The 15,456-nt window shown below is 67.8% G+C and carries 12 protein-coding genes; 6 read left to right on the forward strand and 6 right to left on the reverse strand.

The window, feature by feature from the left end:
• Window positions 1-5 precede the first annotated feature (5 nt).
• Together D1604_RS13030 and D1604_RS13035 are read right to left on the reverse strand one after the other, a co-directional pair.
• The gene (locus tag D1604_RS13030; RefSeq protein WP_024354783.1) at window positions 6-641 is read right to left on the reverse strand and encodes a thioredoxin domain-containing protein; all 636 of its coding nucleotides are present in this window, start codon (window positions 639-641) and stop codon (window positions 6-8) included.
• 104 nt (window positions 642-745) lie between these two features.
• On the reverse strand, window positions 746-1,303 hold the full coding sequence (locus tag D1604_RS13035) for a DUF721 domain-containing protein (protein ID WP_119413646.1): 558 nt from the start codon (window positions 1,301-1,303) through the stop codon (window positions 746-748).
• 21 nt (window positions 1,304-1,324) lie between these two features.
• On the opposite strand from D1604_RS13035, the gene mutY reads away from it, so the two are divergent.
• A complete protein-coding gene (gene mutY, locus D1604_RS13040; protein ID WP_119413647.1) occupies window positions 1,325-2,347 on the forward strand; it encodes an A/G-specific adenine glycosylase in 1,023 nt (340 codons plus the stop codon).
• Here mutY and D1604_RS13045 read toward each other — a convergent pair.
• From D1604_RS13045 to D1604_RS13060, 4 genes are all read right to left on the reverse strand, one after another.
• A complete protein-coding gene (locus D1604_RS13045; protein ID WP_119413648.1) occupies window positions 2,344-4,491 on the reverse strand; it encodes an amylo-alpha-1,6-glucosidase in 2,148 nt (715 codons plus the stop codon). The genes mutY and D1604_RS13045 overlap by 4 nt on opposite strands.
• A 91-nt stretch (window positions 4,492-4,582) precedes the next feature.
• Window positions 4,583-5,674: a glycosyltransferase family 4 protein gene (locus D1604_RS13050; protein ID WP_024354779.1), complete on the reverse strand. Its 1,092-nt coding sequence runs from the start codon at window positions 5,672-5,674 to the stop codon at window positions 4,583-4,585.
• A gap of 100 nt (window positions 5,675-5,774) precedes the next feature.
• Window positions 5,775-6,854, reverse strand: coding sequence for a site-specific DNA-methyltransferase (locus D1604_RS13055; RefSeq protein WP_119413649.1), 1,080 nt, complete (start codon window positions 6,852-6,854; stop codon window positions 5,775-5,777).
• A 124-nt stretch (window positions 6,855-6,978) separates the two neighbouring features.
• Window positions 6,979-9,060 carry a catalase gene (locus D1604_RS13060; RefSeq protein ID WP_119413650.1) on the reverse strand — a complete coding sequence of 694 codons (2,082 nt, stop codon included), beginning with the start codon at window positions 9,058-9,060 and terminating at the stop codon, window positions 6,979-6,981.
• Between the two features lie 146 nt (window positions 9,061-9,206).
• Here D1604_RS13060 and murC point away from each other — a divergent pair, with 146 nt between their 5' ends.
• From murC to ftsA, 5 genes are all read left to right on the forward strand, one after another.
• Window positions 9,207-10,652, forward strand: coding sequence for a UDP-N-acetylmuramate--L-alanine ligase (gene murC, locus D1604_RS13065; RefSeq protein WP_119413651.1), 1,446 nt, complete (start codon window positions 9,207-9,209; stop codon window positions 10,650-10,652).
• Between the two features lie 153 nt (window positions 10,653-10,805).
• Complete coding sequence (gene murB, locus D1604_RS13070) at window positions 10,806-11,714, forward strand: UDP-N-acetylmuramate dehydrogenase (RefSeq protein WP_119413652.1); 909 nt, start codon at window positions 10,806-10,808, stop codon at window positions 11,712-11,714.
• A gap of 289 nt (window positions 11,715-12,003) precedes the next feature.
• On the forward strand, window positions 12,004-12,942 hold the full coding sequence (locus D1604_RS13075) for a D-alanine--D-alanine ligase (protein WP_024354774.1): 939 nt from the start codon (window positions 12,004-12,006) through the stop codon (window positions 12,940-12,942).
• Window positions 12,930-13,769, forward strand: a complete 840-nt coding sequence (locus D1604_RS13080) for a cell division protein FtsQ/DivIB (RefSeq protein ID WP_024354773.1) — start codon at window positions 12,930-12,932, stop codon at window positions 13,767-13,769. Before D1604_RS13075 ends, D1604_RS13080 begins: the two co-directional genes overlap by 13 nt.
• A gap of 26 nt (window positions 13,770-13,795) precedes the next feature.
• On the forward strand, window positions 13,796-15,121 hold the full coding sequence (ftsA, locus tag D1604_RS13085; protein WP_024354772.1) for a cell division protein FtsA: 1,326 nt from the start codon (window positions 13,796-13,798) through the stop codon (window positions 15,119-15,121).
• Window positions 15,122-15,456: the final 335 nt, after the last annotated feature.

A 15,456-nucleotide genomic window follows, 5' to 3' on the forward strand; every position in this document is an offset into this window, starting at 1 on the left:
GACGTTTACTTCGCCAGCGCCGCGTCGATGGCCTCGGACAGGCCGGACAGGGAGCTGTCGGCCACGTTCACGCCGTTGACCGTGAAGTAGGGCGTGCCGGTCACGCCGGCGCTGATGCCGGCCTGAATGCGCTTCTCCATCGCATCGATGGCGGCCTTGTCGCGGATGCAGTCGTTGATCTGCTGCTCGCTGAGGCCCGCCGCCTGACCGGCGCGGAACAGGGTGGTGCGCGGCGCCACGCCCGCCAGCCATTCCTTCTGGCTGGCCATGATGTCGTGAACGACGTCGAAATACTTGTCCGGACCGGCGCAGCGGGCGATCAGGAAGCCCGCGACGGCGATGTCCTGCGGCGGCGTCGGGAATTCGCGGAAGACGTAGCGGACCTTCTTGGTGTCGATGTATTTGGTCTTGAACTCGGGATAGACCTCCTCATTCCAGACGGCGCAGTGGCCGCAGGTGATCGAGGCGTATTCCACGACGGTGACCTTGGCGCCTTCGGGCGCGCCCTGGGCCATGTCGCCCGCGACTTCGCCCCCGGCGCCGCCGCCCGAACAACCGGCCAGCACGGCCATCGAGGCCAGGGCGGCGGCGGACAGGGCGGCGCGGCGGCTCATGGCGGCGTATTTGAAGGTCGGGGCCATTGGAGGTCCTTGTCAGAAATGAGATGCGGAACCGTCGCGCGATTCTCGCGCGCGAGCGAAAACGTCTGAATGTCGAGAACGCCGGTGGCGAAGGTTTGTCAACGTCACTCTTTGCGCGGGGGCTGCGACAGCACGGCGCGCCCCAGCTTGCCCAGCGCCGCCTTCAGCCCGTCGGGAGCCGCCTCGACCGAGGCGTTCAGCTCCGCTTCCATCGCGGCGGGCAGGGGCGGCAGGACAGCGCGGCCGCGCGGGCGGGGCCTGGCGCCCTCGGCAGGCAGGGGCTTCACCGGCCCTTGGGCGATGCGCAGTTTCTCGACCGAACCTGCGCCCAGAAACAGGTTCACCCGCTGGATGATATCAGCCGACTGGTGCTGGACCAGCAGGGCGGCGGGGCCTGCGACGCGCAACTCCAGCGTTCCGCCCGCATTGCCGCGTCCCTTGGTCAGCTTCTGCGGGCGAGTGACGCGGGCCAGACGTTCGCCGACGATCTCGACCCAGCGCGGCTCCAGCGCCGAGGCGCCGCGCCCGAACTGGGCGTCCAGCTTCTTGATCAGCGGCGCCAGCGACCGGCCCGCAGGGGGCGGCGGGCGCAACGGCGGGCGCGTCCGGCGTCGAGCCAGGATTTCGCGCGCTTCGCTTTCGGTGGGCAGGGGACGACGCATTCGTCCTATATAGCGTGACCGATGACCGACGTCCCCTCTCTCCGCGCCGCCCTGCTTGATTGGTACGACGCCCATGCGCGCAGCCTGCCGTGGCGCGCGCCGCCGGGGGCTAAGACGAAGACCGATCCCTATCGCGTCTGGCTGTCCGAGGTGATGCTGCAGCAGACGACGGTGCCGCACGCCGCGCCCTATTTCGAGCGGTTCACGACGCGCTGGCCGACGGTGGCCGACCTGGCTGCGGTCGAAGACGCGGAGTTGATGGCCGCCTGGGCGGGGCTGGGCTACTACGCCCGGGCGCGAAACCTTCTGGCCTGCGCCCGCGCCGTGGCGGCCGAATACGGCGGCGTCTTTCCGCAGACCGAGGCTGAGTTTCTGGCCCTGCCGGGAGTCGGCGCCTACACCGCCGCGGCCGTGGCCGCCATCGCCTTCGACCAGCCCGCCAATGTCGTCGACGGCAATGTCGAGCGGGTGATGAGCCGCCTGTTCGCAGTCGAGACCCCTTTGCCCGCCGCGCGGCCCGAACTGCGGCGGCTGGCGGCCCTGTTCGTGGACGAGCACCGGCCGGGCGACTGGGCGCAGGCGCTGATGGATCTGGGCTCGGGCGTATGTCGGCCCCGGTCGCCGCTGTGCGATCAGTGTCCGCTCGCCTTCGGCTGCGAGGCGCTCAAGACGGGGACGCCTGAACGCTATCCCCTGAAGACGAAGAAGGCCGAGCGGCCGCATCGGCGCGGTTACGCCTATGTGTTGACGGATGGCGCGGGCCGAGTCGCCCTGGTGCGGCGGCCGGACAGGGGGCTGCTGGGCGGCATGGCGGGCCTGCCGACCTCGGACTGGAGCGCGGCGCCGGATTTCGCCCCTCCGACCGCAGGCGACTGGCGCGCGGCCGGATCGGTCGAGCACGTCTTCACTCACTTCAGCCTGACGCTGGAGGTGCATGTGGCGACGGGCGAGGGCGATTTCTCATGGACCCCGGCGGACGAGGCGGCCAAAGCCCTGCCGACCGTGTTCAGGAAGGCGCTGGAGCGGGCTCTGGGCGCCGCCTAGCCCGTCGCCCTCAGATTCACCGTCCCGCTGCGTTCGCGCGGCATGACCACCACATGGCCGTTCAGGCGTTGGAAGTGCAGGTCGATCACCCCGTCGCCGACCTTCAGCCGCGTGATCGACAGTCGGTCCAGCCCGGCGGGCAGGGCGGGATTGTTGACCTCGACCAGCCCCTCGGCGGCGTCGATGCTCAGGCCCAGCACCGACTGCATCATCAGAAAGACCGACCCGGCCGCCCAGGCCTGCGGCAGGCAGGCGACCGGATAGGCGATGGGCGGCTCGCCCGTTTCGCGCACGAAGCCGCAGAACAGTTCGGGCAGGCGCATCTGGAAATGGGCGGCCGAGCCGTAGATCTCGCCCAGCAGCATGGCCACCGCATGCCGCTCGCCGTAACGCGCCATGCCGGCCGCAGCCAGCGCTGTGTCGTGCGGCCAGACTGAGCCGTTGTGATAGCTCATCGGGTTGAAGCGGGCCTGCCCCTTGGCCAGGGTCCGCAGGCCCCAGCCTGAGCGGAACTCGGCCGTCAGCATCCGCCGCGTCACCCGCCGCGCCCGCTCGTGCGAGGGCAGGCCCGTGAACAGCAGGTGCCCGGCGTTGGAGCCTATGGCCCGGCACTGCTCGCCGTCGCCGTCCAGGGCGATGGCGTAGAAGCCCTCGTCCTCCATCCAGTAGCGCTCCTCGACCAGGGCGCGCAGCGCCTCGGCCCGGTTCGCCCATTCGTCGGCGCGGCCGTCGCCGAGGACGGCGCCCATTTCGGCCAGAGCCTTCCAGGCGGCGAAAGCGTAGCCTTGGACTTCCAGAAGGGCGATCGGCCCCTTGGGAAAGCGGCCGTCGGCGTGGAAGATGGAATCTTCGGAATCCTTCCAGCCCTGGTTCGACAGGCCGGTGTCGGCCGCGCGGGCGTAGTCGATCAACCCGTCGCCGTTGCTGTCGCCGTAGTCGTTCATCCAGCCCGCCGCCGCGATCAGATTGGGCCACAGGACGCGGATCGTCTCATAGTCGTTGGTGCGTCTGGCGTAGGCGCCGGCCAGGGCGATGAACAGGCAGGTGGTGTCCACCCCGCCGTAGTAGAGGCCGAAGGGAACCTCTCCCAGCACGCTCATCTCGCCGCCGCGCGTCTCGTGCATGATCTTGCCGGGGGCGGAGTCCATGAAGGCGTTGGTCTCGGTCGCCTGACGCGAAGCCAGATAGGTCAGCACCCCCTTGGCCAGGCCGGGGTCGATCCACAGCATCTGCCAGGCGGTGATGATGCCGTCGCGGCCGAACGGGGTCGAGAACCACGGCGTCCCGGCGTAAGGATAGGGGCCGGTCGGCAGGTCGGTGACCAGAAGGGCGATATCGGCGCGCGACTGCCGCAGCCAGTCGTTGAAGCCCTGGTTGCGTCCGCCCTCGACGATCGCGCCCCTGCGCAGCCGCCGCCGCATGGCCAGTCGCGCCAGAATGCCGTGCCAGCGCCAGCGCGTCTCGTCCGGCTGGTCGCAGGCGTCCAGACCGCATTCGATGAACAGGTCCAGGCTGCGCCCGCGCGGCAGGCTGAACATGAACTCGGCCCGATTGGCGCTGAGGCGGGCGGGCGGCTCGGAAAAGGCCAGGCAGCTGGTGCGTTTCACCCCGTCCAGCCCCGTATAGCTGAAGGTGACGCGCCGGCCGTCGATCACCGGCGGATGGATTTCGCCGCGCTTGCTTCTCGGCGTGCCGCGCACCTGAAAGATGTCGACGAAGTCGGCGTCGAACTCGAACGTCAGCGGCAGCAGGATGTCCTCGACGCCGTGGTTGACCATCCGCACCCGTTCGAACAGCCTCCGGTCCCATATGAAGCGCCGCCGCTCCAGATGCAGCACCCCCGCCGGGGCCGAGCGCCCGCCCATCGGCGGCAGGGGCCGGTTGGTCGAGTGGCAGGTGAAGAAGACATTGTCCTTGGTCACGCCTGAACTGAGCCGCGACGGCCGCGTCCGTCCGACCGTCAGGACGAAGCGCGACAGCAGCCGCGTGTCCCGCTCGAACAGGCCGTCGGCGCCCGCCTTTACATCCCCCCAGTGATCGGCGACCAGGAAGGCGTCGCCGTCCTTCAGGGCCATCAGGGTCTCAAGCCCGTCCTGATCATTGGTGTCGGCGGCCGTGGCCTGGACCGAATAGGCGTCGTCCATAAGCGTCTCCGCTTGCGGTTCAGCTCCCCCGCCTGGTTCGAAGCGAACGGTCGGGGTCGCAATTCAGTTCAGATGAAAACGGCGAGGCTCGTCAGGCCAGGGCGGCGAAGGTCTTCTCTTCCTCCAGAACCCGCATAGGCGCAGCAAAGGGTCGTCGCGCCAGAATCCCGCCGTAGACGTCCAGATAGCGACGCGCCATCGCCGTAGCCGAGAAGCGCAGGTCGAAACGGCTGCGGATTTCTTCGCGGTTCAGTTGAAACGCCTTGGCGGTTGCGGCGACCGCCTCCTCCATTGTCGAGACCAGAAAGCCGGTGACGCCGTCCTCGATGATTTCAGGCGTTGAACCACAGGCGAAGGCCACGACCGGCGTGCCGCAGGCCATGGCCTCGATCATCACTAGGCCGAAGGGCTCGGGCCAGTCGATGGGGAACAGCAGCGCCTCGGCGCCGCCGAGGAAGGCCGATTTGTCCGCATCGCCGATCTCGCCGACGAACTCGACCAGAGGATTGTCTCGCACCAGCGGCTCGATCACCGTCTCCCAATAGACGCGGTCGGCCGCGTCGACCTTGGCTGCGATCTTCAGCGGTTTGTTCAGCCGGGCGGCGATCTCTATGGCGCGATCCGGCCGCTTTTCCGGCGAGATGCGGCCCAGGAAGGCCAGATAGCCCTGCGAACGGGGCGAGAATCGATAGAGGTCGCCGGGCATGCCGTGATGCACGGTGGCGCGCCAGTTCACATGGGGCAGGGGGCGACGTTGATCGTCGGAAATGGACACCAGGCCGAACTCCGACCAACGCTCATAGACAGGCGCCAGGTCTTTCAGGTCCAGCCGTCCGTGCAGGGTTGTCACCGTCTTGTCAGCCCAGCCCTCGAAGAAGGGAAAGTGGATCATGTCGGTGTGGAAGTGGATGATGTCGAAGTTGTCGGCGCGGTCCAGCACTTCGGCCAACTGACCCATATGCGCCGCGAGATCTGACTTCAGCGGCGCAGGGTCCAGACGGATGGCCTGATCGCGGACAGGGACCAGGCGGGCGCGGGTGCGGGCATCGGCGCTGGCGAACAGGGTGACGTCGTGGCCAAGGTCGACAAGGGCGTCGGTCAGGTGGGCCACCACCCGCTCCGTGCCGCCGTAAAGTCGGGGCGGCACGGCCTCATACAAAGGCGTGACTTGAGCAATTTTCATGACTGGCTCCTGCGCCGCGTTGATACGCGGCGCCGAAACCTCAATCCGCCCAGGTTCTCCGGGGTTCCAGCGTTGCTGGAACGATAGTCCCCAGTCTTGCTTACTGCATCCCGGCCCGGATCTCGGCGCGCAGGGCGTCGATGGGGCGCAGGCCAGTGTCCGTCTTGAAGCGCCAGTAGGTCCAGCCGTTGCACGCCGGAGCGTTTTCCAGGAGGGCACCCAACTTGTGGATCGAGCCGGTCAGGGCGCCGGACACCAGCGAACCGTCAGCCCGCACCCGCGCCTCGCGTTCGCCCTTGGGGCAGTACAGCTTGTCGCCCGGCGCCAGCAGCCCTGCCTCGACCAGGGCGCCGAACGGCACCTTGGGCTCGGTCTTCTTGGAGCCGGTGACGACCAGGTCTTCCGGCGCGGCGGGGATGACCGCCTTGATGCGCTTTTCAGCCAGCCTGGCGTAGGTCTCATCGCGCTCGATGCCGATGAAGTGGCGGCCCAGACGCTTGGCCGCCGCCCCCGTCGTGCCGGTGCCGAAGAAGGGGTCCAGCACCACGTCGCCGACGCGGCTGGCCGACAGCAGCACGCGGTGCAGCAGGGCCTCGGGCTTCTGGGTCGGATGGGCCTTGTTTCCGTCGTCGTCCTTCAGCCGCTCGTGGCCGGTGCAAAGGGCCAGCGTCCAGTCTGAGCGCATCTGGGTGTCTTCGTTGAAGGCCTTCAGCGCGTCGTAGTTGAAGGTGTAGCGCTTCTGATCGCGCGACTTGGCGGCCCAGATCAGGGTCTCGTGCGCGTTGGTGAAGCGCGTGCCCTTGAAGTTCGGCATCGGGTTCGACTTGCGCCAGATGATGTCGTTCAGCACCCAGAAGCCCAGGTCCTGCATCGCTGCGCCCAGGCGGAAGATGTTGTGATAGCTGCCGATGACCCAGAGCGATCCCTCGTCCTTCAGCACGCGGCGGCACTCGCCCAGCCAGGCGCGGGTGAAGGCGTCATAGGCGGCGAAGCTGTCGAACTTGTCCCAGTCGTCGTCGACCGCGTCGACCTTGGAGTTGTCGGGACGCAGCAGGTCGCCGCCCAACTGCAGATTATAGGGCGGGTCGGCGAAGACCATGTCCACCGACTTGTCCGGCAGGCCCTTCAGCACCTCAATGCAGTCGCCACGCAGGATGACGTCGGTCTTCAACTCGGACATGGATAAGCGGCCCCGGACAGATGAGGCGCTTATGGTGAATCCTTACGGTTAAGGCAGAGTAACCAAGATTCAGAAGAGGCGAAGGAAATGGGGCGGCGCGCGGCGGCCGCCCCATTTCATGGCGTCAAGCCAGGGTGCGGACCTTGGGCTCACGGTCCCACTGGCGTGTGGCTGCGGGCTTGATGAAGGCGTCGGCGCCGGTCGAGAGGTCGATCACGCCGGCGTCCCCCTCGACTCCGGCCTTGTCGAGCAGGGGTTGGGCTTCGGGCGTATGACCGATGGCCTTCAAGTGGCCGAAGGCGTCCTTGGCGAAGTCGATGGCTGCGCCTTCGGTCAGCAACTGCTTGCAGCCGTCGGCCGACAGCACCAGGGCCACCGCGTCGAACAGCACCGAGGGCGCGCCCGCCAACTGATGATCCGCCTTCAGCGTAGAGCCGTCCTTCAGCTTGGCCCCTCCGCGCTTGGGCGCGATGATCTCCACCGCTGCGCCGGCCGCCTTGGCCGCGTCCTGCACCGCCTTGACCACGGCGCCGTCGGCGCCGTCGGTGACCAGGACGCCGACCTTCCGCCCCTTCAGGCTGTCCGGGTATTTGCCGATCAGACGCACGGCGGGCGACGGGTCCAGGTCGATCGGCTCGGCCGCCGCTGGGGTCTTTTCGGGCAGAGCCATGCCCAGGCCCTCGGCGACTCGTTTGGCGAGGTCTTCATCGACGTTGCGCAGATTGCCCATCACGCGGTTCCGCACGTGTTCCAGCGAGACCTTCGACAATTCGAACACGATGGCCGAAGCCAGGTGGGCCTGTTCCGGCGCCGCCAGGCTGGCGAAGAACAGCCGAGGCTGGCTGTAGTGGTCGGCGAAGGTCTCGGAGCGCAGCCGCACCTTCTCTTTCTCCACCGGCTCGCGGAAGCTGGTGAAGCCGCCCTCGGCGTCGGCGCGGGGGCCGCCGTCCTCTCCCGCCTGAGCCAGGCTGTTGGGCTCATAGTTGGCGCGGCCGGTCGGGACCTGGGTCTGCATATGGCCGTCGCGCTGGAAGTTTTGGAAGGGGCAGCCCTTGGCCTGGTTGATCGGAATCTGGTGGAAATTCACCGTGCCCAGCCGCGACAGCTGGGTGTCCTGATAGGAGAACAGCCGCCCCTGCAGCAGCGGGTCGTCCGAGAAGTCGATGCCCGGCACGATGTTGGTCGGCAGGAAGGCGGCCTGCTCCGTTTCAGCAAAGAAGTTGTCGGGGTTCCGGTTCAACGTCATGCGCCCGATGACCTTGAGCGGATGGATTTCCTCCGGGATGATCTTGGTCGCATCCAGGATGTCGAAGGGCAGGGCGTCGGCTTCGGCCTGTGTCAGCACCTGCACCGCGAAGTCCCACTCGGGGAAGTCGCCCTGGTCGATGGCGTCGAACAGGTCGCGGCGGTGGAAGTCGGGATCCGCCCCGGCGATCTTCACCGCCTCGTCCCAGCAGGTCGCCTGCGTTCCCAGCTTGGGCCGCCAGTGGAATTTGACGAAGTGCGACTCGCCCTTGGCGTTGACCAGGCGGAAGGTGTTGACGCCGAAACCTTCCATCATGCGCAAGGAGCGCGGGATGGCCCTATCCGACATGGCCCACATCACCGTGTGGGTGGTCTCGGGCATCAGGCCGACGAAGTCCCAGAAGGTGTCGTGGGCGGACGCGGCCTGCGGATAGCCGCGGTCCGCCTCCATCTTCACGGCGTGGATCAGGTCGGGGAACTTGATCGCGTCCTGGATGAAGAAGACCGGGATGTTGTTGCCCACCAGGTCCCAGTTCCCCTCCTTGGTGTAGAACTTCACCGCAAAGCCGCGCACGTCGCGTGGCGTGTCGATCGAACCCGCGCCGCCCGCCACGGTCGAGAAGCGGGCGAACAGTTCGGTTTTCTCGCCGACCTCGGTGAGGATCCTGGCTGTGGTGTATTGTTCGAGGCTCTCGGTCAGCTCGAACACGCCGTGCGCGGCCGAGCCGCGCGCGTGGACGATGCGTTCGGGAATGCGCTCGTGGTCGAAATGCTGGATCTTCTCGCGCAGGATGAAGTCTTCGAGCAGTGTCGGCCCGCGCGGCCCGGCCTTCAGCGAGTTCTGGTTGTCGCTGATCGGCGTCCCGTGGTTGGTGGTCAGCCGCGCCTGGGGCGTCGAGGCCTGCTGATGCAACTCCCCGCCTTGGCCGATGATGTCCTGGTTTGTCGATTTTTCGGGCACCGCGTCGCTCCTCCTAGCCGTCAGTGGCGAGCAACGAACGTTCGGTCTGCGCAATTGGGTGCCGTGTCTAGCCGATTTTACATATAATGCCGCGCAGGCGTCCTGGGCGTCTTCGCAGTCGGCGACGGTGCGGCTATGAGGCGTGCATGATCCGTCGTCTTCGCCCCGTTCCGTTCGCCCTTGGGCCCGTCCACTTCGTCGGCATCGGCGGCATCGGCATGAGCGGCATCGCCGAGATCATGCTGAAGATCGGCTATCAGGTGCAGGGCTCGGACGCCAAGGCCAGCGCCAACACCGAGCGGCTCGAGAAACTGGGCGCCCGCATCTACATCGGCCACGACGCCGCCCATGTGACCGAGGGCGTTTCGGCGGTGGTCTATTCCACGGCGGTCAAGGCGACCAACCCCGAGCTGGCGGTGGCGCGCGAACGCCGCATCCCTCTGGTGCGCCGGGCCGAGATGCTGGCCGAGCTGATGCGGCTGCAGTTCTCGATCGGCGTCGGCGGCACCCACGGCAAGACGACGACGACCTCCATGGTGGCGGCCCTGCTGGACGCCGGGTCGCTGGACCCGACGGTGGTCAACGGCGGCATCATCAACGCCTATGGCACCAACGCCAAGGTCGGCGACGGCGACTGGATGGTGGTCGAGGCGGACGAGAGCGACGGCTCCTTCCTGCGCCTGAAATGCACGGTCGCCATCATCACCAACATCGACCCGGAGCACCTGGACCACTACGGCGACTTCGATGCGGTGAAGAAGGCCTTCTGCGACTTCATCGAGGACATTCCCTTCTATGGCTTCGGCGTGGTCTGCCTCGATCACCCTGAGGTGCAGAAGCTGGCGGCCCAGATCGACAATCGCCGTCTGGTCACCTACGGCCTCAATCCGCAGGCCATGGTCCGCGCCGACAATGTGCGGATGGACCCGGACGGATCGCGCTTCGACGTGGTGATCCAGCGTCAGGGCATGGATGCTCTGGAAGAGCCTGCGCGCATCGAGGACCTGCATCTCCCCATGGCGGGCTGGCACAATGTCTCCAACGCCCTGGCCGCCATCGCCGTGGCGCGCGAGATCGGGGTGGACGAGGATGCCATCCGCTCAGGACTCGCCGGTTTCGGCGGGGTCAAGCGCCGCTTCACCACCACGGGCGTGGCCCATGGCGTGCGGGTCATCGACGACTACGGCCACCACCCGGTTGAGATCGCCGCCGTGCTGAAGGCCGCACGTCAGGTGGTCCACAACGCGGACAATCCCGGCCGCGTCATCGCCGTGGTCCAGCCGCATCGCTACACCCGCCTGCGCGATCTGATGCAGGATTTCTCGACCTGTTTCTCGGACGCGGACAGCGTGCTGGTCGCCGATGTCTATCCGGCGGGCGAACAGCCGATCGAGGGTGTCGACAAGCACGCCCTGGTTGAGGGCGTCCGCCGCTACGGCCACCGCCACGTCGCCGCGCTGGAGAACGCCGCCGCCCTGCCGCGCGTCATCCGCGAAGAGGCGAAGCCGGGCGATCTGGTCGTCCTGCTGGGCGCGGGCGATATCACCAGCTGGGCCTACGCCCTGCCGGCGCAGCTGGAGGCGCTGGGCTGAATCTCACGCTCCCACTCATCCCGGCGGACGCCCGGGATCGAGTGAGAGCTTCACGACGAAGCCTTGCCGCCCTACATCGGGTTGAACGTCAAAACGGCTGGATGCAGCCAAAGCACTGGGTCCCGGCGTCCGCCGGGATGAGCGGAAACGAATATGTCCTGGCGCGATAACCTCCCCGCCGTGCGCGGCAAGCTGCTGCTGAACGAGCCGCTGGGGCCTTACACTTGGTTCCGTGTCGGCGGCGCGGCCGACGCCTTGTTCATTCCGGCGGACGCCGAAGATCTGGCCGCCTTCCTGAAGGCCCTGCCCGAGGACGTGCCGGTGACGGCGATTGGCGTCGGCTCCAACCTGATCGTGCGCGACGGCGGGGTCGAGGGCGTGGTGATCCGGCTGGCGGGCCGCGCCTGGGGCCAGGTGACGACCGAGGGCGACACCGTCACGGCGGGCGCGGGCGCGCTGGACAGCATGGTGGCGCGCGCCTCGGCCAAGGCGGGCATCGCTGGGCTGGAGTTCTATGCGGGCATCCCCGGCTCCATCGGCGGCGCCCTGACGATGAACGCGGGCTGCTACGGCGCGGAGACGAAGGACGTGCTGGTGTCCGCCTGGGGCCTGAACCGCAGGGGCGAGCGGGTCGACCTGGCCCTGGCCGACTTCCGCTACACTTACCGGCACTCCAACGCCCCGGCCGACATCATCTGGATCGAGGCGACCTATCGCGGCACGCCCGACGCGCCCGAGGCCGTCGCCGCCCGCATCAGCGAGATCACCGAGCGTCGCGAGAAGACCCAGCCGATCCGCGAAAAGACCGGCGGCTCGACCTTCAAGAACCCGGACGGCCATTCCTCATGGAAGCTGGTCGACGACGCGGGCTGGCGCGGCAAGCTGCACGCCGTCACCGGAGGCGGCGCCAAGTTCAGCGAACTGCACTCCAACTTCATGATCAACCCCGGCGAGGCCACGGCGGCCGACATCGAAGGGCTGGGCGAAGCTGTCCGCGCCGACGTGCTGGCGAAGACGGGCGTGCAGTTGAACTGGGAAATCCGTCGGATCGGGCGCAAATAACCCTCTCCCGGCGGGAGAGGGCTTGAGCGCACGAGAGCCGAAGGCGATCGTTCTTGCGCGAAAGGGTGAGGGGTTTGTCCCGTCAGTCGGCGTAAGCCGCCGCGTTTCTTTCTGTCGCCGCGAACCCTCACCCTTTCGCCTTTTCCAATCGCTGCGCTCTTGGAGGCTCAAGCCCTCTCCCATAGGGAGAGGGTGGAAATCTTGCGAATTTCCTTCCAGCGACCCGTATCGTTTCCAACCGGTTAACCGTATTCAGGGCATAGGGACGGGCTAGTCTTCGGATGTTGCCATGCGTGCGCCCCTGAACACCCTCCATGTCGCCGTCCTGATGGGCGGCCTGTCGTCGGAACGCGAGGTCTCGCTGTCCTCGGGCCGCGGCTGCGCGGATGCTCTGGAAGGGCAGGCGGCCAAGGTCACGCGCGTCGACGCCGGGCGCGATCTGGCCCAGGTGCTGACGGCGTTGAAACCAGACGTCGTCTTCAACGCCCTGCACGGTAAATGGGGCGAGGACGGCTGCGTCCAGGGCATCCTCGAGACGCTGAGGCTGCCCTATACCCATTCCGGCGTCCTTGCCTCCGCCCTGGCGATGGACAAGGACAAGTCCAAGGCCGTTCTGCACGCGGCGGGCGTCATCGTGCCCGGCGGCGGCCTGTTCGACCGGCACGAGGTGGCGTCGCGTCACGTCATTGACCCGCCCTATGTGGTCAAGCCGAACGCCGAAGGCTCGTCCGTCGGCGTCTTCCTGGTGCGTGAAGGCGCCAACCGTCCGGTGGCTGAGGTCGGCGCCGACGACTGGGCCTATGGCGATCTGGTGATGGTCGAGCCCTTCATCCCCGGCAAGGAACTGGCGGTCAGCGTGATCGGCGAGGCGACCGGCCCGCGCGCCCTGACCATCACCGACATCACCCCGACCAAGGGCTTTTACGACTACGAGGCCAAATACGCGCCCGGCGGCTCTCGCCATGTCCTGCCCGCCGAGCTGCCGCCGCACGTTTTTGACAAGGCTTTACGTCAGGCCGAGCTGGCCCACGCGGCCATGGGTTGCCGAGGCGTTTCCAGAGCCGACTTCCGTTATGACGATGTTAACGACGTTCTCGTTCTGTTGGAGGTGAACACCCAGCCCGGCATGACCCCGACCTCGCTCGTCCCTGAGCAGGCGGCCTTTGTCGGTATGGATTATCGCGAACTGGTACGTTGGATGGTGGAGGACGCCTCATGCCCGCGGTAGTGCGCGGCGGTCGGCGACAGTCTTCGGGCAAGGGCGGCGCACGTGGCGCTCCGTCCGGCCGCGCGGCCGAGATCGGCCGTCTGGACATGTCGCCGCGCGTCGTGGCGGCGACCCTGGTGGTCGGCGTCGGCATACTGGCGGCCGTGCTGGCGACCGGCGCGCGCGCCGAGCGTATCTCGACCGCCGTCAGCGAACGCTTTGACGCCGTGACGACCGGCATGGGTCTGAAGGTGCGTCAGGTCCATGTCACCGGCGCCTCGCCCGAGGCCGCCGCCGCCGTGCGCGCCGCTGTCGGCGTCCATGCGGATCAGCCCATCGTCAGCCTGGACCTGGCCGCCGTGCGCGACCGGGTGCAGTCGGTCGGCTGGGTCAAGGAAGCGCGCGTTGTGCGCCTGCTGCCGGACACCCTGATCGTCGACGTCAAGGAACACGACCGCCTCGCCGTCTGGCAGGTGGGCGGCAAGGCGCACGTCATCGACGCGCAAGGCCTCGTCATTTCCGGCGCCGACGCGGGCAGATATCCGCGCCTGCCGCTGGTGGTGGGCAAGGGCGCCGATCAGGCCGCCTCCGACGTCCTGCCCCTGCTGGCCCAGCGCCCGCGCCTGATGGCCAAGATCGACGCCCTGGTCCGCGTGGACGAGCGCCGCTGGGACCTGCGCCTCAAGGACGGCGCCCTGATCCAGCTGCCCGCCGTGGATCAGGAATCCGCCCTCATCCGCCTCGACGCCCTCGACCAGCGCGAACGCCTGCTGGACCTGGGCTTCGCCCGCATCGACCTTCGCACGCCCGAAGAAGTGGCTGTCCGCCCTTCCGAAGGCGCCGTTTAACTCTCTGACCTCTTAGGACACGACCCATGGTTGGACGCAGCCGAGACATGAAGCCGGAACAGGGCAGGGGCGCGCCGCGCGCGCCGGTCGTGGCCGCGCTCGATCTCGGCCAGTCCAAGGTCGCCTGCTTCATCATGAAGCCCGACGGCGTGCGCCACGCCGACCGCACCATCCGGGTCGCCGGGGCCGGCCACGTCCAGTCGCGCGGCGTCAAGGGCGGGGCCATCGTCAACATGGACGAAACCGCGCAGGCCATCGGCCACGCCGTCGAACGCGCCGAGCGCGCGGCGGGCGCTCCGGTCTCCGGCGTCGTCGTCACCACGGCCATTGGCCAGATGGCCAGCCACCGGGTGCAGGCGCGTGTCTCTCTCGGCTCCCACCCGATCAGCGACGCCGATCTGGCGCGCGCCATCGGAATGGCCCTGGCCCAGATTCGCCTGCCGAACCGGCGTCCGATCCACGTCCTGCCCATCGCCTGGTCGGTGGACGGGGCGCGCGGCGTTCACGATCCGCGCTCGATGCGCGGCGGCTCTCTGGGCCTCGACCTGCTGGTCGTCTCCATGTCCGAGGGCTCGTTCAACGCCCTCAGCCACTGCCTCGAACTGGCCCATCTCGACCTGCAGGGCGTGGCGGCTGCGCCCGTCGTCTCCTCCCTCGCCGCGCTGGAAGAAGATGAGATGGAGCTGGGCGCCCTGTGCATCGACATGGGCGGCGGCTCGACCTCGGCGGCGGTCTGGGGCGGACGCTCCCTGCTGCACATCGAAAGCCTGAACGTCGGCGGCGACCATGTGACCGCCGACATCGCGCGCGGCCTTTCGACCTCGCGCGTCGGCGCCGAACGGCTGAAAACGCTGCACGGCTCGGCCATGGCGTCGGCCAATGAAGACCGCGAAATGCTGGAAGCCCCGCCGCGCGGCGAGGACGCCTCGGCCGGCCCGGTCATCGTCCCGCGCGCCATGCTGAAAACCGTCATCGCCCCGCGCGTCGAAGAGACGCTGGAACTGCTGCGCGACCGCCTGAAACACGCCGGCATGGGCCTGGAGCCCGGCGCTGGCCTCGTCCTGACCGGCGGCGCCAGCCAGTTGAACGGCGTGCGCGAACTGGCCGTGCGCGTCTTCGACCGCCCGGTGCGCCTGGGCCGCCCGCAACGCGCGCCTCACTTGGCCGACGCCGCCGCCGGCCCGGCCTTCTGCTCAGCCGCCGGCGTCCTGCTTCGCGCCGCCTACGGCCCGCGCGAGGCGGTCTCAGCTCGCAAACTGATGTCCCGCCAGATCACCGCCGCTGACGCCCCCAAGGTGCATCGCGGGGGAATGGTGGCCCGCGCAGCCGGCTGGCTGCGGGATAATTTGTAAGCGTTGCAATCCGCAGCGGGGCTTACGCAACTCCGGCGCTTCGGGCGACGAGCCTATCATACCGTAGGTACGGAATTAATATGAGCCGGGGTCCCGCGCTTGCTGTCATGCAGGCGCGAATCTGTTCATGCGCGCCTCCCGCAATTTCGAAAATTATAATTCACCGACCTTCGTTCTAGGCGCCTTGTTCACGACCCAACTGAGGCAGGGTTGTGGCCGTATTGTTACACGAACGACGTTTATTGGCCCCATTCACGACACAAAGCTTGCTTGCCGGCCGCTATTGGTTAGACCCAAGCTAACAAGGGTCCTTCAATTTCCTGGGCGCTTTGAGT

The organism is Brevundimonas sp. LPMIX5 (assembly GCF_003576505.1).
GTDB classification, from domain to species: domain Bacteria; phylum Pseudomonadota; class Alphaproteobacteria; order Caulobacterales; family Caulobacteraceae; genus Brevundimonas; species Brevundimonas naejangsanensis.